We start from the raw sequence: 17,132 nt of genomic DNA on the forward strand, positions 1-17,132 counted from the left end.
GCCCCGACGGCAGGGTTCCCGCAGGGTGGACTTCGAACCGACGTGCACGACGAGAGGGCAGAGATGACAGACACCAGTCGCACCGAGCTTGCAGCTCAGGCGTATATCTACGGATTTCCCCTCGTTTTCAATCTCGACCAGGTCCATCGGTATGTTCACAACGGTGTCGGAGCGAACCCCGCCGCACCTTTCAACACCTTCAGCCACGCCCGCACACTGGCCGGGCCGGCAGACACTTTCGTCACGATCAACAACGACACCGTGTATTCCATGGCGCAGATCGATCTCTCTGTCGGCCCCGTTGCGCTGCACGTCCCCGATACCGATGGCCGTTACTACGTCCTCCAGTTCGTGGACGCCTGGACAAACAATTTCGCTTACGTCGGGCATCGGGCCACCGGCACGAAGAGCGGAGACTTCCTTCTCGTCCCACCCACCTGGACGGGAACCCCGGCGGACCAGACCACGGTGATCAGATTTCCCACGAACATTGCGTCGATCGTGGGCCGGTGGGCATGCGGTGGCGACGACGACCTCCCTGCGGTGCACGCCTTGCAGGACGCCACCACACTGACCGTCGTCGACTCCACCGGAAACTCGGCGGGTCTCCCAGTGCCCGAACCCGGGGTAAGCCAGGACCTCCTGTTCCTCGAGAAACTCCGCATCTGGTCACAGGCGTTTCCGCCGGCCCCACGCGATCGAGAACTCCAGGATTCCTTCTCCCCGATCGGAATCGACGAGCCCGGGGCCTCTCCCTATAGCTCACACTCTGCCGCTTCACTCTCTGCCGACGAGGCAGCCGCGTTGGCTGACGGATTGACGATCGGTGAGAAGAACCTGCTCGAGGCCCTCACGAAAGGCTCCAGCCCCGAAGTCAACGGATGGAAGCTCACATTCCACGCCTTCGACTACAACCTCGACTACTTCGAGGTCGGCACAATCGACGATCCACAATTCAAGATCGCCGATCCCAAGTTGCGCATCGTCGAACGCGCCGCGGCTGCCAAGGGCGGGCTGTGGGGCAACCACCCTTACGAAGCGGCGTACATCATGACCTACGTCGACGATCAGGGCGAGCAGTTGAACGGAAACCAGACCTACACAATAAGACTCGACCCCACTCCGCCGGTGAGCGCCTTCTGGTCGCTGACGATGTACTCGGTGCCGGACTTCTTCCTCGTGGCGAACCCCGTCGACCGATACTCGATCGGCGACCGCACTCCAGGAATCGTCCACGACGCCGACGGTGCGTTGACGATCACGATCAGCCACGAGGAGCCGAAAGATCCCACGGCGAAGGCAAACTGGCTGCCCGCACCGCGCGGGGATTTCCGACCGGTACTGAGAATGTACGAACCTTCGCCCGCCGTGCTCGATCAGTCCTACGTCGTCCCCGCCATCACTCGCTCGCAAGAATGACGGCTCGCGTCTGACGGCCTGCCTGTGCGGGCCGTCAGACGGACTCAGAATCAGGCGTGTGTGCCGCCGTCGACACGGATCTCCGTGCCCGTGATGAAGGCACCATCGTCGGATGCCAACATCGCGATAACTCCCGCAACACTTTCCGGCCCGGCCATGGGGGCACCACCGGACTCCAGATCAGTGCTCAGAATCGGTGACAACTTGCCGAAGAGCGACCAGTCGGTGTCTTCCGGCAAGTACGACGCCGTAGTGTCGGTGATCCCGCTCTTCACACTGCCTGGAGCCACCGCGACGGCACGCAGACCCTGCTTGCCGTATTCGAGAGCCAGTGCGTGAGTGAAGGACTGGATTCCTCCCTTACTTGCGGCGTACGCGGCCATGTACGGGTGCGCGAAGGCCGCGGAGGTGGAACTGAAATTCACCACGACTGCGTTGGCGGTGGCGAGGAGAGCCGGCAGTGCCTGGCGGGTGACGAGGAAAGTGCCCGTCAAATTCACGGAGAGCACCTGATTCCACAGGTCCAGCGAGGTCTCGTGGGTGTGCCCACCACGCAGTATCCCGGCGGCGTTGACCAGTACGTCCAATCCCCCGAGAGTCGAAATCGCCTGACCCACAACCTTGATGACGGAACTCTCGTCACCGATATCGACGACGACGGTGTCGAGGCGATCCTCCGTCGAAGCATGTTCTGCCGATTTCCGGGTGTTCGCCAAACCCTGCTCGGAGATGTCTGCAGCGACCACGCGGCCACCTTCGGCGAGCAACCGCAGCGCGGTGGCCTGCCCGATTCCAGATCCTGCGCCGGTGACGAGAATACGACGACCTTCGAAACGATTCATTGCTGTGTACCTTTCACGAAAACGAGTTGGCTGGCATTCCAGGCTCGGTGGCGCCGACACTCACAACTCACCCGCGAGAAACTTCAGGTACGGGAAATGCGCAGCACTGCAACAGGTGTGGCACTGCGAAATCTCGGCGAGGCAATGCTCGCCGAAGTGGCGAATGTCAGACGGATCCGGCCGGTGCGGCCAAGGCTCTTTCGATCCAGACAAGACCGGACGGGCGGCGGTCGATCGCCTTACGCCCACGTCGGAAAGTCGCTACGCCGAATCGGGCCGTGCGCAGTGCACGGCCGGAAGCGAGAGAACAGCGGCGTATGGACATCACAGGCACGGTAGCAGCGCCGGCACCACTCGCTCAACCGCGTCGTTTCGAGACCCGAATCATTCAGGTAATCAGATGTCACTTCTGGACAACTCGCTCGACTTAGGCAGCACTAACCTGGCGGCATCCCGAAAACCCGATCCAGGAGCACAGTCGATGACACATGCAGACGCCTCGCGCACAACAACTCCCCCGACGACCGTCCTAAGGACCGCTGACCACAATCGCGGACTCAACGACGTTCTCGCGATCGTCGAAGCGATGGAGCGACCGAGCGATCACCTGCTGCGGATCACGGCTCGTTTGACGGAGTCGACCGACGATCCGACCTGGTCACGCCCGAATGTGACCGTACGCATGAATCTCGGGCCGGCCTTCGACGACGCTTCGCGCGTGTACACGGTGCGTTCCTACGATTCAGCGAGCGGATCGATCGTCGTCGATGTGGTCCTGCACGGACAGACCAGTCCGATGATGAGGTGGGCAGCAACGTTGGCCGTCGGTGACACCTTCGGCCTCACCGGTCCGCGGCCACACTTCTTGATCCCTGATGTTCCTGGTCGACGTATCGCACTTTTTCTGGACGGCACCGCAATACCCGCATTGCACTCGATCATCGAGCAGTTACCTACCGACGTCGTCGGAATCGGCTGGGTCACAACAGATGACGAGGTCGCCTTCGCCGAACTGCCCGCCCTCCCCGGCCTGGAGCTTCACCGCGTGAGCGCAGATCCGGCCGAGCCCGACGGCCCACTGGCGGTACGAGCACGCGAGCTCGCCAATCCCGCGAGCTACGTCGTGTGGGGCGCCGGTGAACGCAACGAGATGCGCGCAATCCGGAAGCACTTTCGATCGACCGTCGGACTCGACAAAAACGACGTCGCGATATTCGGATATTGGAAGGAGGGCGTCAGCAACACCGAAATCGACCTCCGTCGACGCGAGAACTACGAGCGCATCCTCGCCGACGGCGGAACCCTCACCGACATCGACGACCTGGCCATCGAGATCTGATTGCCTCACACCAGCCGACCTGACCGGCGGTGCACTGCGGTGATAAGTTCCTCTGTGCCAGCGGACCTCCACACAGGGGGTCAGGGAATCCGGTGTGAATCCGGAACTGACGCGCAGCGGTGAGGGTGACCGCCCGGGCTTACGCCACTGGATGAGAATCTGGGAAGGCGCTCGGGTGGGGCGATCTCGAGTCCGAATACCGGCTGGCAGCAGGGGTCAACAGGCGCCTGTTCACACGGTAACGGGCTCCGCGAACGAGCCCCTGCGAGAACGAGATTCCATGCGTCTGTCCAGACTTCGCCTACCCGCCGCCGCCGTCGCTGCCCTGTTGAGCGCGTCGTTGGTTGCCTGCTCCTCCGACGACAGCGCTGCCCGACAATCCAACTCTTCCGAACAATCGCGCGTGACAGTCCAGAACTGTGGCCGAGACGTCACGGTGGAGCGACCGATCGAACGGGCAATCGCGGTAAATCAACCTGCAGCAGAGATGCTGTTCGCACTGGGAGTGCAGGACCGGATGGCCGGGTACGCCATGAGCGATGACGATGTCCTCCCAGAACTGCGCGAGGCGCGTGGTCAGGTCCAGGCGTTCGACACCGAGTTCCCGTCATTCGAAAGTGTCCTCGAACGCGAACCGGACATGGTCTACACGACGTTCAACTACACGTTCACCTCGGAGGGCATCGCCGACCGGATCAAGTTCACCGACCTCGGTGTCGCGACATATCAGTCACCCAGCGAGTGCACCGGTCAGGATGCCGAGCAGAGCAAGGCCCTCACGCTCGACGACTTGTACGACGAAATCGACGACGTGGCAACACTGTTCGATGCCAAGGACAAAGGTGTCGAGCTCACCGAGAGTTTGAAGGATCGCGCGGCCACCGCCACGGCGGCACTGGGAGCTGAGAACGTGACGCTGGCGTGGTGGTACGCAGCCACGAAGACTCCGTACTTCGCCGGGTGCTGCGGTGCACCGGGAATCATGACCGACGCGGTGGGTGCGAAGAACGCCTTCGACGACAACAAGCAGTATTGGCCCGAAATCGGTTGGGAGAGTGTCCTCGATCGAGACCCGAACGTGCTGGTGCTCGCAGATCTCGACCGCGGTGGAGACGGCGATAGTGCCGCAGACAAGATCGCGTTCCTCGAATCGGACCCGGTCGCCAGCAAGCTCACCGCAGTGAAGAACAAGCGTTACATCATCCTCGAAGGAACGACGATGGATCCCTCGATCCGCAATGTCGGTGGCATCGAACAGCTCTCCGACGGGCTGCGCCAGTTGGGTGTGGTCTAGATGTCCGCGGAGATCTGTGAACTGGTGCGTCGGTGGGACGACCAGCAGGCGGCATACATCGCCGACCGTGAGAAGCGCTTCGACGTGATTCTCGACGTTCTCGAATTGCAGCACGCGCACACCCCGTTCACGGTTGTCGACCTGGCCTGCGGGCCGGGTTCACTGAGCGCCCGAATTCTCGAGAAGTTCGAGCATGCGAGCGTTGTGGGGATCGACTACGACCCGATGCTGCTGGAGCTCGCCCGCCAGTCGTCGACGCGTTTCGGTGACCGACTGCAGCTGATCGACGCAGATCTGGCGGGAGCCGATTGGCCGAATTCGGTGGCTGCGCCGGTTCAGGCGATAGTGTCGACAACCGCGCTGCACTGGTTGCAACCGCAGCAGCTCGTCGAGGTGTACCGGCAGTGCCGCGAACTGCTGAGTCCGGACGGAGTCCTGCTCAACGGTGATCACTTTCGTTTCGACAGCCGCTTCCCTGTCATCGGGCGATGGGCGAAGGCTCACGACGAGCAGACGCAACGCTCCGCCTTTGCTGCGGGCGCTCCCGAGTGGGACAGCTGGTGGGACGAGCTGCGGGCCACTCACGGCATCGGGGCACTGACCGACGAGCGTGAGCGCAGATTCGCCGGACGTGACGCCACCGCGCCCACAGCCGTCGACTTCCAGTTGGCGGCGCTCGCGCAAGCAGGTTTTCGGGAGTCGGGGACGGTCTGGCAACTGTTCGACGACTACGTGGTCTACGGCGTGAGATGACGACAAGAGTTCGGCTGCGTGACAACCCGACGACCGTCACCCTGCTGTGGATGATCGGTGTTGTCACGCTGGCCGGATCAGCCGCCGTTGCCATCACGTTGGGGCCCGCCGGTCTGTCGGTCGGTGAGGTGGCTTCGATCGTCGTCGGCCATCTCGGCGGTACCGCGGCGGACGTCACCCCTATCCGTGACGGCATCGTCTGGGACCTCCGTCTGCCGCGTACCCTGCTCGCCGCGCTCTGCGGTGCCGGTCTCGGGTTGTGCGGTGCGATCATGCAGTCGCTGCTTCGCAATCCACTGGCCGATCCGTTTGTCCTCGGTATCTCGTCCGGCGCCTCGACCGGTGCCGTACTGATCGTGATCCTCGGAGTCGGGTCGGGAGTGATCGGCTTGTCGAGCGGCGCCTTCATCGGCGCGGTGATCTCCTTCGCCCTTGTGTTGCTGCTCGCCCATGCGGCCGGCGGCACGCCGGATCGGGTGATCCTGGCCGGTGTCGCCGCGACCCAACTGTTCTCCGCGCTCACCTCGTTCATCGTCATCACCTCGGCCGATCCCGAGCAGACCCGCGGCGTGATGTTCTGGCTCCTGGGTTCACTCGGCGGCGCCGACTGGCTCGACGTCGCACTCTGCGCTGCGGTGGTCGCAGTCGGCCTCGTGGTCTGTCTGACTCACTCCCGCGCACTCGACGCCTTTGCCTTCGGCGAGGACGCGGCGTCGTCGCTGGGGGTGAACGTGTGGCGGGTGCGTGTGACCCTGTTGTTGGCAACAGCCTTGATGACCGCGGTGATCGTGAGCGTCGCAGGCGCCATCGGCTTCGTGGGCCTGGTCCTCCCGCACGCGGCGCGGGCTCTCGTCGGTTCGAACCACCGCCGACTCCTGCCTGCGTCCGCACTGATCGGCTCCATCTTCCTTGTCTGGGTCGACGCAGTAGCACGCACAGCCATTGCGCCGCAGGAACTCCCGGCCGGTGTGGTGACCGCGCTGGTCGGTGTGCCTGCGTTTGCCGTCATCCTCTGGAGACGGAAGGCCAGGCCATGACACTCGAAGCTGCCGGCGTCAGTTGGCGGGTCGGCGGGGCGCTCATAGTCGACGACCTCGACGTCTCGCCTACAACCGGAAGTACGGTGGGGCTTCTCGGCCCCAACGGTTCGGGGAAATCGACGCTGCTGAAACTGCTTGCCGGGCACAATCGTCCGACGTCCGGTGTCGTGACCCTGGACCGAACCCCGTTGTCCGACTGGAAACGCCGCGACGTCGCGCGTCGGATCGCGACCGTTGATCAGCACAGCAACACCGAGATCGATCTGACGGTCGCGGAGGTAGTCGAACTCGGACGCACACCGCACCGCGGACTGTGGGGTGGGCAATCGGATTCCGATCGCGACGCCGTTCGGGCAGCGATCGAACACACCGACCTCGCCGGCATGCTGGACCGGTCGTGGCACACCCTGTCCGGCGGGGAGCGCCAACGCGTCCAGATCGCGCGCGCCCTCGCTCAGGAACCGCACGAGTTGCTACTCGACGAGCCGACCAATCACCTGGACATCAACCATCAACTCGAATTGCTCGCGCTCGTGCGACGCCTCCCCACCACCACGATCATGGCATTGCACGATCTGAATCTGGCCGCCATGTTCTGCGATTCGATAGTGATGCTGAACCGGGGATCCATCGTTGCCCACGGAAGCCCGACCGAGGTCCTCACCGCTGACCTGATAGCCGAGGTCTACCAGGTCGACGCCGAGGTTCGCCTGGACGGTCCCGGCGGAGTACCTACCGTGCGATACCTTCCGCCCGGCTCGAACTAGACGCACTCGGAACTGTCATTCACGCGAGAGCATCGCCACTGCTTCGCGTTCGAGGTCGACGTACGGTTCACCACTGACGTCGATGGCCACCCGGTTGAGCGTTCCACCCGTGAACGCCCATGGCGACGTACCCGGGTAGTCGTCGGTTACGGGCTCCCCGCTGTCACGGCCTGCATTGAGCCCTTCGCCGCCGCCGATGCTGAACTTGCCTGGCTGAGTGCGGATTCTGCCCTCACCGACTTTCCGATCGCCGTAGTAGAGGCCGAGCACCCCGTGCGCAGTGCCCGGCGGATCCTCGCCTTCCTTCTCGAAAGTTGCTGCCAAGATTATATTTTCGCCGATCGGAAGGTCTTCGGTGGCATCGATCTTCTGCTGTTCACTGCCGAGGAAGTTGTACACGTAATGCAGGCGGTTGTCCTTGACGTACAGCGAATGCCCACCGAACCTGCCACCATGCGAGAAGAGCACACCGGTCGCACCTGGTTCGGCCAAATCGACAACTGCCCCGATCGAGAATGAACGATTACGAAGGTTGACGGCGACGGCTTCCGGTACCTCGGCTCCGCCCGGGCGGTAGACATACCGGTTTCGGGGCGGGGCCAACTGGGGGCGAGGCGTGGTGAGGAGTTCGACACCGGACCGATCGTCCAGTGGCAGAGCTTGATTGGCACCGGCCTCGTGGAACCACAACCCCACCAGCTCTGCCAGCCTGCCGGGTTCTTCATCCGCAAGGTTCCGGAGCTCGGCTCGGTCCAACTCTGTGTGGTAGAGCTCCCAGGTGTCTTCCGAGAAATGGCCCCACCCGCTCAGAGTCGGGTGCGTGGTGACGGCCTTCCAGCCGTCATGCCAAATTCCTCGTCCTCCGAGCATCGAATAGAACTGGGTGTGCTTGGCGGTGGGGATGTTGCCGGCATCGAAGCTGTACCGCATGCTCACGCCTTGAATCGGGTGCTGGGTGTACCCCTTCACCGTGTCAGGCAAGTCGACGCCGACGCAGTCGAGCAGAGTCGGGACGACGTCGATGGCGTGATGGTACTGATCTCGAATCTCGCCACGGGCATCGATGCCCTCCGGCCACGAGATGATGCATGGGTCGCAGGTTCCACCGTTGAACGAGTAACGCTTCCACATCTTGAAGGGCGTGTTGAACGCCATCGCCCACCCGTTGGGATAGTGGTTGTACGTCTCGGTGCTGCCCAACTCGTCCAGCTTCGCCAGGTTCTCGGCTAGGTCGTCGGGTACACCGTTCGCAATCTTGTTCTCGTTGACAGATCCGTCGGGTCCGCCCTCACCGCTGGCACCGTTGTCGGAGACCACCACGATGATCGTGTTGTCGAGCTGCTCGATTTCTTCGAGGTATCCGAGCAGGCGTCCGATCTGATCGTCACAGTGCGAGAGGAAGCCCGCGTACACCTCCGCCATCCGTGAGAACAGTCGCTGCTCGTCAGCGGAGAGAGTGTCCCAGGGGCGGGTGAAATCCAGCGGCGGGAACGGTTCGCCGTCGGGCCCGGTGCGGGTCTCAGGAGTGCCTATCGGGTTGAGTGAGGGCAGGGTCGTGTCTTTCGGGACAAGTCCCATTTCCTTCTGTCTGGCCAGAATCTCGTCCCGCATGGCTTCGTACCCTGCGTCGAACCTGCCTGCGTAGCGATCGGCCCATTCGCGGGGCGCGTGATGCGGAGCGTGTGCGCACCCGGGTGCGTAGTAGAGAAATACAGGCCGGTCCGGAGCTATCGACTTCACGTCGCCGATGTATTCGAGCGCTCTGTCGGTGATATCGACGCTGAAGTGATACCCCTCTTCGGGCGTCGACGGCTGTTCGACGGGGTGGTTGTCGTGGACGAGATCGGGATACCACTGATTGGTCTCGGCGCCGAGAAAGCCGTAGAACCGCTCGAATCCGCGGCCGACCGGCCAATTCCGTTTCGTGGAAGCAAGATTCATCTCGTCTTCTGCGCACAGGTGCCATTTGCCGACCATCGCGGTGCTGAATCCCTGCTCGACCAGAACCTCGGCGAGCGTGGCACATTCGGGAGGGATGTGACCGTTTCCGCCGGGAAAACCGACCGCGCACTCGCTGATGCAGGCCATGCCGTTGGTCGTGTGGTTTCGCCCGGTGAGCAGACACGATCGCGTCGGGGAGCACAGCGCTGTGGTGTGCCACTGCCCGTACCGCAATCCGTTGCCCGCGATGCGGTCGATGTTCGGCGTCTCGATCGGTCCCCCGTAACAACCCATGGCGCCGTATCCAACGTCGTCGAGAACGATGTAAAGAATATTCGGTGTGCCGGCGGCGGCCTTCGGCTGCTCGTACGGGCTCCAGTCGGGAATCGAATCGCGAATATCGAGGTTGACGACGCCTTTGAATGCGTTGGCCATGATCTGGCTCCTTGTAGGTCCTCTGATTTCCAGCCTCTACGGCCGCATGGTGAATCGCATACCCCGATTGTGGTCACCGAACCGCTGTCGCCCGAAATGGGCGATGCCATTTTCGGCAGGAGATCCGAGTATGAGAGTGCCGGATTTGTCATCGACTCACTGGAAGCCAGGGACCACATGAGCAGTCAATTCGTTGAAGCCTCCACCTCGGACACCTGCGACCCGCTACCGAGCTGGCAAGACGGCCCGCCGAAGCAGGCCGTCCGGCGATTCGTCGAACGCGCGACGACTGAGGGAAGTCCGGACGAAATCGCACCGGAAGACAGGATCGCAGTCTTCGACAACGACGGAACCCTGTGGTGTGAGAAGCCGATGCCGATCCAACTCGACTTCATCTTGCGCCGCCTCGTCGAGATGACCGCCCAGGATCCGTCTCTGCGCAACCGTCACCCGTGGCAGGCTGCGTTCGAAAAGGACTACGCCTGGTTGAACGAAGTGATCTCGAAGCACTATCGCGGCGACGACAGCGCACTGAAGGTGCTCGCGGCCGGTGTCCTGGCGGCATTCGCCGAAGTCACAGTCGACGAATTCGAAGCCCACGCCGATACCTACCTGCGCACTGCTTCGCACCCCACTCTCGGTCGCGAGTATCTGCACTGCAGCTATGCACCCATGGTGGAGTTGCTCGATTACCTTGCAGCCAAGGGATTCTCGAACTACATAGTCTCTGGAGGCGGACGTGACTTCATGCGTCCGATCAGCCAGGAGGTCTACGGCATCCCCCGAGATCGCGTCATCGGCAGCGGCGTGGCCTTGACGTGGAAGGACGACGGGCACAGCGGCACAATTCTCCGTCAGCCCCAAACCGATGTCGTCGACGACGGGCCGGCCAAGCCCGTACAGATCTGGAACCGAATCGGCCGACGACCTGTCATCGCGGCCGGAAACAGCAACGGTGACCTACCTATGTTGAAGTTCGCCGAACACCCGAACGTTCCGGCACTTCGCCTTCTGGTGCTCCATGACGATCCGGAACGCGAGTTCGACTACGTGGACGGGGCCGAGCACGCACTCGACGTCTCGCGCGCAAACGGGTGGACGGTGGTGAGCATCAAGAACGACTGGAAGACAGTCTTCGAACGATTCGCCGAATGACAGTATTGATACGTGACCCTCGATGATGTCGCCGACGAACTCTACGGCCTCGACCCCGGCGAGTTCGTAGAGGCGCGTACAAAGCATGTGAAGGCTGCCCGGGACGACAACAACCGCACACTGGCCGCAGAGATCGGAAAACTTCGGAAGCCGACCACCGTGGGGTGGTTGGTCAATCTCATCTCGCGCGATGCACCAGAGGATCTGGATGCACTTCTCGCGCTTGGCGAATCGCTACGCGACGCTCAACGCCATCTCTCGGGCCCGGACTTGCGACGGCTGACGACACAGAGGCAGCAGGTGGTGCGGAGTCTCGCCCACAAATCCGGTGAGATCGCCGCTTCACGGGGAAAAAGCGTCGGCGAGGATTCGTTGCGCGATGTCGCGCAGACTCTCAATGCCGCCCTGGCCGATGAGGAGACTGCCGCGCAGGTTCGACTCGGACGGGTCGTGACCGCTGCGAGTTACAGCGGTTTCGGGCCGGCGGGACTTGCTGTAGTGGAGGAGGATTCTGCACAAGACGCCCCTGCGATCCACACCGAAGAACACGCTCCGGCCAAGTCCACTGCTCCGGATCGCAAGGCCGAACAAGCCAAGGCGAAAGCAGAATTGAAGGAAGCCAGGGCAGGCGTCGAGAAGATCCGACGACGGGTCAAGGCCGAGACCGCCCAGTTCGAGGATGCCAGGTCAAAGCTGTCCGACCTCGACCGTCGCATCGAAGAACTCCGCGCCGATCTCGAACACGCAGAACAAGAACGACAGTTCGCCAAGAACACCGAGAAGGCTGCCCGCGTCGCAGTTCGAGAGTCCGAGGAGAAACTTCGCGAGGCCGAGTGGCGGGTCGACGAAGCAGAAGAGGCCCTCGACGAGATGGAATGAGTTGTACGTTCGGAGTTCTTGACCTCTACAGCAGTTCAGGTTCTAGCGTGATTTCATGACATTCACCCGAATCGAACTCGACTACCTGGCCACACAGACTCTCGGTCGCCTCGCGACGGTTCAACGGAACGGAACGCTGCAAGTCAGTCCGGTCGGGTTCCACTACAACCCGGATACAGCCACGATCGACATCAGCGGTTACAACATGACGGGCAGCCGTAAGTTTCACAATGTCGCAGACAACGGTCGGGTCGCGTTCGTCGTGGACGACATCGCATCCGTAGATCCATGGCGGGTCAGGTGCGTCGAAATCCGTGGACGGGCAGAGGCTTTGGATGCTACAGGTGCTGCTGCGCATGGTCTCGACGCGCCGATCATCCGTATCCACCCCGAACGCATCATCAGCTTCGGCCTCGACGACAAGGAGCTGGACGTCCACCAGTTGGTCGTGAACGGACGTGACGTCGGAAGGCGCGAGTCGAATTGATCAGCCTGCGGCGGCTTCGAGCTCACTCAAGGATTCCTCGAGATGGCCGAGGAGCCGCTGCAAGTGCGGAACATTGCGGCGGCAGCCGACGAGCCCGAACTGCATGGTGTCCGCGTAGCCGATGACGGTGATGTTCATCGCCTGCCCGTCCAACGGAATCGATGCCGGGTAACAGCTCTCGAGTTTCGCGCCATTCCAATAGCGCGTCGTTGTCGGGCCGGGGACGTTGGAAATCACTAGATTGAAGACTGGACGCCCAGTGATCAGTCGGGATGAACCAGGGATCAGCGGCAGCCCGAGACCCGCGACGTTCAATGCACTGAGCGCCGTGATCTGCAGGGGCGTCAGGCCCGACATCAGGGACTTGGCGCTACTCATCGAGTCGTGAACTCTCTGAAGTCGGGCCGCCGGATCTGCCAATTCGGTTGCCAGATCACACAACACCGCACCTACGGCATTGCCGGAAGCCTCACCCTCTTCGCCTTTGCGAAGGGATACCGGCACCATCGCGATCAACGGTTTGTCCGGCAACTCGTCCAGTTCGATCAGGTATCGCCGTAGCGCACCCGCGCACATTGCCAACACCGCATCGTTGAGCGTCACGTCTGCAACGCAGCTGACCTTGCGCAGGCGCTCGATCGGCCACGACTGCGCGGCGACACGCCTCGCTCCGGTGATCGGGACGTTGAAGATCGATTTCGGAGCAGCAAACGGCAACGGTGCGACGTGGTCCTTCACTGCCGAGGCAGCAGCGTTCACTATCGCAGGGCCGACCCCGACCACATCTTGCACAGTCTCGATCACGGAGCCCACCCGCCTCTGCAGGTCCAGCCCGCGACCGGCACGAACCCGCCCCGAAGAAGGTCGTTGCGCCCATGGAGGCATCGAATGTCGATCGTGCGGATCCGACGAGAGGCTGCGGTACCACGCCTGAACAGCAGACACACCATCCATGAGCGCGTGGTGCGTCTTCATGTACACGGCAACTCGGCCGTCGGCGAGACCTTCGATCACGTACGCCTCCCACAGCGGCCGATGCCGATCGAGCAGCGTGCCGTGGAGCATGGAGGTCAGCTCGAGCAACTCGCGGACTCGACCCGGCTTGGGCAGCGCGAGCAACCGGACGTGATACTCGAGATCGACGTCTGCGTCCTCCGTCCAACGCACCGGCGCGAAGTTCGACAAGAACTGCACCGGCTTGCGACGGAAGAGGGGCCGAATCGAGTCGACGTCGGTGAGCGAACGGTAGAGCGACCTGGCGAATTCGCCGTCGTCCCCTTCCGGCGGAACGAAAAGCGACAGGCCACCGACGTGCATGGGATGCTCCCGTGACTCCATCAGAAGGAACATCGAGTCGAGCGGCAGCATCAGCGTCATGGCGATCCGTTCTCTCGGGCAGCTGCCCGGAGTACCGATCAGCCGCTGTTCGACAAAGTTACTCGCCCTGACTTCCCTCATTGGCGACTCCGACAAAACATTGCCCCCTCGATTTCGACAGGAGTCCGATATTCCCGTCGACGAACGCCTTTTCGGGTCGAAGCACCTCACAGCGATTCGTGGGTGAATGACGAGACACAGAGCACTGCAACAAATTTCAATCCTCACAGCCACAAGTAGTAGCGGAGGCGATCGCAGTAATACTTTTGTCGGAATTGTTTCAAATTGTCTGTACATCCAAGTCACACGTGACTACCGTCACTCATCATATCAATCCCGACTGGTCGGTTGTACCCAAAGGAGAAATACATGTCCCGACGTTCGACGTCGCGTGGGCTTTTCGGCGCACTCGCCACCGCAACTGTGTTCGCCACCGCCGCTGCGGTGGGAAGCTTGTCAGCAAGCATTGCAGGAGCCGCCCCGGCAGCGGAGATCCCCTTCGGCGGTTGGGATTCATGTCCGATCGACAATCCCGAGACCAGCACCTGTATGGACGTCACGGTCACCGGCGGAAACATGAAGATCGGCAAGCTTTCCGTCAGCATTCCCGCCGGGGCGATGCGCATCGCGGGCGGAGTTGCATACCGGGAGAATCCAGAGGCTGAATTCGGATTCGACCAAGTATTCATCCCGCCGAACGACAACAGTCGGGGGATCTACGCCAAACCCATCGACATCCCCGGGGGCGCACTCGGAATCGACCTGCCATTCAACAATCTCTTCGGACTGAACAAGGCTTCGGCCACCGTAGAGTCGACGTCTGCACTCCCCACCGTGGATGCATTTCAGCTTGGTGTGAAGCTACCCGTCAAATTGAAGATCGCGAACCCTCTCCTCGGCGGCAAATGCTACCTGGGCTCGGACAACAACCCCGTCCAACTCAACTTGGATGTGACCGAATACGGTGTCCTCGAAGAGGTTCCAGGTTTCCCGGATACTGCCGTCGTTCGAAACACCGGGCACACCGGACAGCCCTTCGCGGTCCCGACAGCTTCCGGGTGTGGCCCGTTCGGCGTTCTGAATCCAATCGTCAACTGGCGCGCCGGGCTTCCCTCGTCCACCACGTCCAACTCCCTCGCCACGACGAGTGACGTCTACAACATCGGTGCCGACAGCCTCAGGCCCCAGCCGGCCGGCTCACCCGAACCCGCTGCCGTCGTTGCCGAACGTAGTGCCAACTAGCAATCCAACCCACTGCCACAGAACCGTCATCGACGACAGATTGCCACCTCGAAACGGAGTTCACTTGTCCATGCGCACAATACGATTCAGAGCCGCGCTCGCCGTCGTCGCAGCGGGAGTCCTCACTCTCGGGGCGGTGTCAACCGCGACGGCGGCCCCGCTGCCCAATGCGCCGTTCGGGGGCTGGGGAAAATGCCCGATAGCCAATCCGGAGACAAGCACCTGTGTCGATGTCGTCGTCAAAGGCGGCGAAATGAACATCAACGGGCTCAAAGTACCGATTCCTTCCGGCTCGTTGAATATCGCCGGCGGTGTCGCCTATCGCGAGAACCCCGACGCTGAATTCGGGTTCGACCAGATCTTCATTCCTCCCACTGACGGCACCAAAGGCGTCTATTCCAGCCCCATCGAGGTACCAGGAGGAATCTTCGGGCTCGGTATACCGTTCCCCGGCGGCTTGACCACCATCAAGGCAACAGTCGAACCGGTCGCGTTGCCGACAGTCGACGCATTCCAACTCGGTGTCACACTTCCGGCAAGATTGAAGATCTCCAACCCCTTGCTGGGCGGCAACTGCTATCTGGGTTCTGCGAGCAACCCGATCATGTTCAAACTCGGAGTTTCCGAAAATGGTGTCCTGGAGGAAGTTCCAGGATTTCCGGATACCGCCGCCGTCAGAAACGTGACGCACGCCGACCAGACGTTCGCGGTACCGGGCGCATCTGGATGTGGACTGTTCGGCGCATTGAATTGGGCCGTCAATCTTCGCGCCAACGTTCCGTCTTCGAGTGGTCACAACTCGTTGACCACCACAAGCGATGTGTTCAACATCGGCGCCGACAGCCTGCGGACGCAGTAGAGCAAGCACCGGCGACTCACGAAGTATCACCGACAACAAGGAGATATCGATGTCCCATGCAGTTCGCCGCACCACCTTCGTCACAGCTGCCGCAGTAGCCGCGATCGCGGTCGCAGCCGGCGCCGCTTCGGCTTCCACCGTCGTCACTCCAGCGGGTCAAGCCGTGACTGCCTCGAGCAGCAATCTCAGTATCAAGACTGGCACGATCACGCTTACCTGCTCCAGCACGACGGGATCCGGAACCATCCCAGCGGCGCCGGGTAACTCCACCACCGGCACGGGCGGGATCAACGTAAACATCGGCACCCCCAGCCTGACCGGGTGCAAGGCTAACGGCCTACCCGCTGTGGTCACGACCTCCGGCTCGTGGCTATTGAACGTCTCGGCAGACACCGGATCGGCTCAGGGATCCCTGGTCATTCCTGCAGGAGGCGCAGTCGTCACGATGCCCGGATCCACGTGCACAGTCACCGTCGGGGCCAGCACTATCGGACCGCTGCCATTCGATATTCCCAACCAGCGCGTCGTGGCAAGCAACACCGGCACTGTGAACTACACGCGTACCGGCACCGGGCCCGTCTGCCCCGCCGCGGCCACTGGCACGGCAACAATGTCGGGCACACTGCAGTTCGCGTCGGCCTCGCCGATCAACGTGACGCCGTGACGATCGACAGGTCGACAGCAAATCTCGTTGGGGGATCGACGCTTCCGTCGGTCCCCCAACGAACGTCCTGTGGACCGGGTCCGCACACGATCGCCTTCGGTTGCGCCACGAAGCGGACCGGCGCATTATCCATCTCCTGCTTCGGTGGCGTCGAGTAACGCGTCAAGGGCGCGGTGGAGCTCGGCGAGTTCCCGCCCTCCGGTTTTCGTCAGCACTTCTGTATTCTTTGCATCCAATTGGCGGACAATGTCTTTAGCGAGCTCTATGACTCGTTTGCCCTCGTCACTGAGATCGAGGCGAACGGCTCGCGCATCGCGTCTATCGCGTTCACTGACAACAAACCCGCTCTTCTCCAACGCTCGCACGAGCTTGGATATGTAGATTCGCTGCAATCCTGTGTGCGCTGAGAGTTCTCGCTGACTCGGCCTCTCCCCCGCACTCACCAGACCATGCAGAGACGCGAGCACTGAATACTGGGCGTGAGTCAACCCCAGGTGCGCGATCGCTCGGTCAACCCCCGCCCGCCAGCGCAAGCCAAGGTGCCACACCAGCGACCCTGTCGTCCATGTTTCTCGATCTTGCATACAAATAGAATACATGGCTACTATCTCAATTAGAGTATATGGAAACTATTTGAGG

The 17,132-nt window shown here is 61.9% G+C and carries 17 protein-coding genes and 1 riboswitch; of the genes, 12 read left to right on the forward strand and 5 right to left on the reverse strand.

Annotated features, from left to right (window positions below; all coding sequences use genetic code 11):
• Window positions 1-63: 63 nt before the first annotated feature.
• Window positions 64-1,419 carry a DUF1254 domain-containing protein gene (locus tag ABIE52_RS15835; protein ID WP_054187941.1) on the forward strand — a complete coding sequence of 452 codons (1,356 nt, stop codon included), beginning with the start codon at window positions 64-66 and terminating at the stop codon, window positions 1,417-1,419.
• A 50-nt stretch (window positions 1,420-1,469) separates the two neighbouring features.
• Here ABIE52_RS15835 and ABIE52_RS15840 read toward each other — a convergent pair whose 3' ends face one another.
• Both ABIE52_RS15840 and ABIE52_RS15845 read right to left on the reverse strand, forming a co-directional pair.
• Entirely contained in the window at window positions 1,470-2,261 is a 792-nt protein-coding gene (locus tag ABIE52_RS15840; RefSeq protein WP_054187942.1) for an SDR family NAD(P)-dependent oxidoreductase, read from the reverse strand.
• A gap of 166 nt (window positions 2,262-2,427) precedes the next feature.
• The gene (locus tag ABIE52_RS15845) at window positions 2,428-2,586 is read right to left on the reverse strand and encodes a hypothetical protein (RefSeq protein ID WP_155419158.1); all 159 of its coding nucleotides are present in this window, start codon (window positions 2,584-2,586) and stop codon (window positions 2,428-2,430) included.
• Window positions 2,587-2,742: 156 nt separating this feature from the next.
• Here ABIE52_RS15845 and ABIE52_RS15850 point away from each other — a divergent pair, with 156 nt between their 5' ends.
• From ABIE52_RS15850 to ABIE52_RS15870, 5 genes are all read left to right on the forward strand, one after another.
• On the forward strand, window positions 2,743-3,600 hold the full coding sequence (locus ABIE52_RS15850; protein ID WP_054827324.1) for a siderophore-interacting protein: 858 nt from the start codon (window positions 2,743-2,745) through the stop codon (window positions 3,598-3,600).
• Between the two features lie 41 nt (window positions 3,601-3,641).
• Window positions 3,642-3,822: riboswitch (cobalamin riboswitch) on the forward strand.
• Window positions 3,823-3,880: 58 nt separating this feature from the next.
• Window positions 3,881-4,894 carry an ABC transporter substrate-binding protein gene (locus ABIE52_RS15855; RefSeq protein ID WP_192712020.1) on the forward strand — a complete coding sequence of 338 codons (1,014 nt, stop codon included), beginning with the start codon at window positions 3,881-3,883 and terminating at the stop codon, window positions 4,892-4,894.
• Window positions 4,895-5,647 carry a class I SAM-dependent methyltransferase gene (locus tag ABIE52_RS15860; protein WP_042452433.1) on the forward strand — a complete coding sequence of 251 codons (753 nt, stop codon included), beginning with the start codon at window positions 4,895-4,897 and terminating at the stop codon, window positions 5,645-5,647.
• Window positions 5,644-6,684 (forward strand): FecCD family ABC transporter permease, encoded by a 1,041-nt coding sequence (locus ABIE52_RS15865; protein WP_042452436.1) that lies wholly within the window; start codon window positions 5,644-5,646, stop codon window positions 6,682-6,684. The genes ABIE52_RS15860 and ABIE52_RS15865 overlap by 4 nt, the downstream gene beginning before the upstream one ends.
• The gene (locus tag ABIE52_RS15870; RefSeq protein ID WP_007734693.1) at window positions 6,681-7,454 is read left to right on the forward strand and encodes an ABC transporter ATP-binding protein; all 774 of its coding nucleotides are present in this window, start codon (window positions 6,681-6,683) and stop codon (window positions 7,452-7,454) included. Before ABIE52_RS15865 ends, ABIE52_RS15870 begins: the two co-directional genes overlap by 4 nt.
• A gap of 15 nt (window positions 7,455-7,469) precedes the next feature.
• On the opposite strand, the gene ABIE52_RS15875 is transcribed toward ABIE52_RS15870, so the two are convergent.
• Window positions 7,470-9,830: an arylsulfatase gene (locus ABIE52_RS15875; RefSeq protein WP_118605155.1), complete on the reverse strand. Its 2,361-nt coding sequence runs from the start codon at window positions 9,828-9,830 to the stop codon at window positions 7,470-7,472.
• A 177-nt stretch (window positions 9,831-10,007) separates the two neighbouring features.
• Between ABIE52_RS15875 and ABIE52_RS15880 the strand changes: the two genes are divergently transcribed.
• Genes ABIE52_RS15880 through ABIE52_RS15890 form a run of 3 tightly spaced genes read left to right on the forward strand, consistent with a single transcriptional unit; the run spans window position 10,008 to window position 12,351 of the window.
• Window positions 10,008-10,985, forward strand: coding sequence for an HAD family hydrolase (locus ABIE52_RS15880; RefSeq protein ID WP_192712019.1), 978 nt, complete (start codon window positions 10,008-10,010; stop codon window positions 10,983-10,985).
• 12 nt (window positions 10,986-10,997) lie between these two features.
• Window positions 10,998-11,864 (forward strand): hypothetical protein, encoded by an 867-nt coding sequence (locus ABIE52_RS15885; protein WP_192712018.1) that lies wholly within the window; start codon window positions 10,998-11,000, stop codon window positions 11,862-11,864.
• A gap of 55 nt (window positions 11,865-11,919) precedes the next feature.
• Window positions 11,920-12,351, forward strand: a complete 432-nt coding sequence (locus ABIE52_RS15890) for a PPOX class F420-dependent oxidoreductase (RefSeq protein WP_003945536.1) — start codon at window positions 11,920-11,922, stop codon at window positions 12,349-12,351.
• On the opposite strand, the gene ABIE52_RS15895 is transcribed toward ABIE52_RS15890, so the two are convergent.
• Window positions 12,352-13,728, reverse strand: coding sequence for a WS/DGAT/MGAT family O-acyltransferase (locus tag ABIE52_RS15895; RefSeq protein WP_003945789.1), 1,377 nt, complete (start codon window positions 13,726-13,728; stop codon window positions 12,352-12,354).
• 369 nt (window positions 13,729-14,097) lie between these two features.
• Between ABIE52_RS15895 and ABIE52_RS15900 the strand changes: the two genes are divergently transcribed.
• From ABIE52_RS15900 to ABIE52_RS15910, 3 genes are all read left to right on the forward strand, one after another.
• Window positions 14,098-14,970: a hypothetical protein gene (locus ABIE52_RS15900; RefSeq protein ID WP_007734676.1), complete on the forward strand. Its 873-nt coding sequence runs from the start codon at window positions 14,098-14,100 to the stop codon at window positions 14,968-14,970.
• 70 nt (window positions 14,971-15,040) lie between these two features.
• Window positions 15,041-15,829 carry a hypothetical protein gene (locus tag ABIE52_RS15905; RefSeq protein WP_021333197.1) on the forward strand — a complete coding sequence of 263 codons (789 nt, stop codon included), beginning with the start codon at window positions 15,041-15,043 and terminating at the stop codon, window positions 15,827-15,829.
• 49 nt (window positions 15,830-15,878) lie between these two features.
• Entirely contained in the window at window positions 15,879-16,493 is a 615-nt protein-coding gene (locus ABIE52_RS15910) for a hypothetical protein (RefSeq protein WP_042452460.1), read from the forward strand.
• Window positions 16,494-16,618: 125 nt separating this feature from the next.
• Here ABIE52_RS15910 and ABIE52_RS15915 read toward each other — a convergent pair whose 3' ends face one another.
• Window positions 16,619-17,092, reverse strand: coding sequence for a MarR family winged helix-turn-helix transcriptional regulator (locus ABIE52_RS15915; RefSeq protein WP_354541496.1), 474 nt, complete (start codon window positions 17,090-17,092; stop codon window positions 16,619-16,621).
• Window positions 17,093-17,132: the final 40 nt, after the last annotated feature.

It is taken from the genome of Rhodococcus sp. OAS809, assembly GCF_040546695.1.
Lineage (GTDB): Bacteria > Actinomycetota > Actinomycetes > Mycobacteriales > Mycobacteriaceae > Rhodococcus_F > Rhodococcus_F qingshengii.

Excerpts from the sequence above, each read along its gene's own strand:
- ABIE52_RS15835 (WP_054187941.1), top strand. The coding sequence starts at position 64 with ATGACAGACACCAGTCGCACCGAGCTTGCAGCTCAGGCGTATATCTAC.
- ABIE52_RS15840 (WP_054187942.1), bottom strand. The coding sequence starts at position 2,261 with ATGAATCGTTTCGAAGGTCGTCGTATTCTCGTCACCGGCGCAGGATCT.
- ABIE52_RS15845 (WP_155419158.1), bottom strand. The coding sequence starts at position 2,586 with ATGTCCATACGCCGCTGTTCTCTCGCTTCCGGCCGTGCACTGCGCACG.
- ABIE52_RS15850 (WP_054827324.1), top strand. The coding sequence starts at position 2,743 with ATGACACATGCAGACGCCTCGCGCACAACAACTCCCCCGACGACCGTC.
- ABIE52_RS15855 (WP_192712020.1), top strand. The coding sequence starts at position 3,881 with ATGCGTCTGTCCAGACTTCGCCTACCCGCCGCCGCCGTCGCTGCCCTG.
- ABIE52_RS15860 (WP_042452433.1), top strand. The coding sequence starts at position 4,895 with ATGTCCGCGGAGATCTGTGAACTGGTGCGTCGGTGGGACGACCAGCAG.
- ABIE52_RS15865 (WP_042452436.1), top strand. The coding sequence starts at position 5,644 with ATGACGACAAGAGTTCGGCTGCGTGACAACCCGACGACCGTCACCCTG.
- ABIE52_RS15870 (WP_007734693.1), top strand. The coding sequence starts at position 6,681 with ATGACACTCGAAGCTGCCGGCGTCAGTTGGCGGGTCGGCGGGGCGCTC.
- ABIE52_RS15875 (WP_118605155.1), bottom strand. The coding sequence starts at position 9,830 with ATGGCCAACGCATTCAAAGGCGTCGTCAACCTCGATATTCGCGATTCG.
- ABIE52_RS15880 (WP_192712019.1), top strand. The coding sequence starts at position 10,008 with ATGAGCAGTCAATTCGTTGAAGCCTCCACCTCGGACACCTGCGACCCG.
- ABIE52_RS15890 (WP_003945536.1), top strand. The coding sequence starts at position 11,920 with ATGACATTCACCCGAATCGAACTCGACTACCTGGCCACACAGACTCTC.
- ABIE52_RS15895 (WP_003945789.1), bottom strand. The coding sequence starts at position 13,728 with ATGACGCTGATGCTGCCGCTCGACTCGATGTTCCTTCTGATGGAGTCA.
- ABIE52_RS15900 (WP_007734676.1), top strand. The coding sequence starts at position 14,098 with ATGTCCCGACGTTCGACGTCGCGTGGGCTTTTCGGCGCACTCGCCACC.
- ABIE52_RS15905 (WP_021333197.1), top strand. The coding sequence starts at position 15,041 with ATGCGCACAATACGATTCAGAGCCGCGCTCGCCGTCGTCGCAGCGGGA.
- ABIE52_RS15910 (WP_042452460.1), top strand. The coding sequence starts at position 15,879 with ATGTCCCATGCAGTTCGCCGCACCACCTTCGTCACAGCTGCCGCAGTA.
- ABIE52_RS15915 (WP_354541496.1), bottom strand. The coding sequence starts at position 17,092 with ATGTATTCTATTTGTATGCAAGATCGAGAAACATGGACGACAGGGTCG.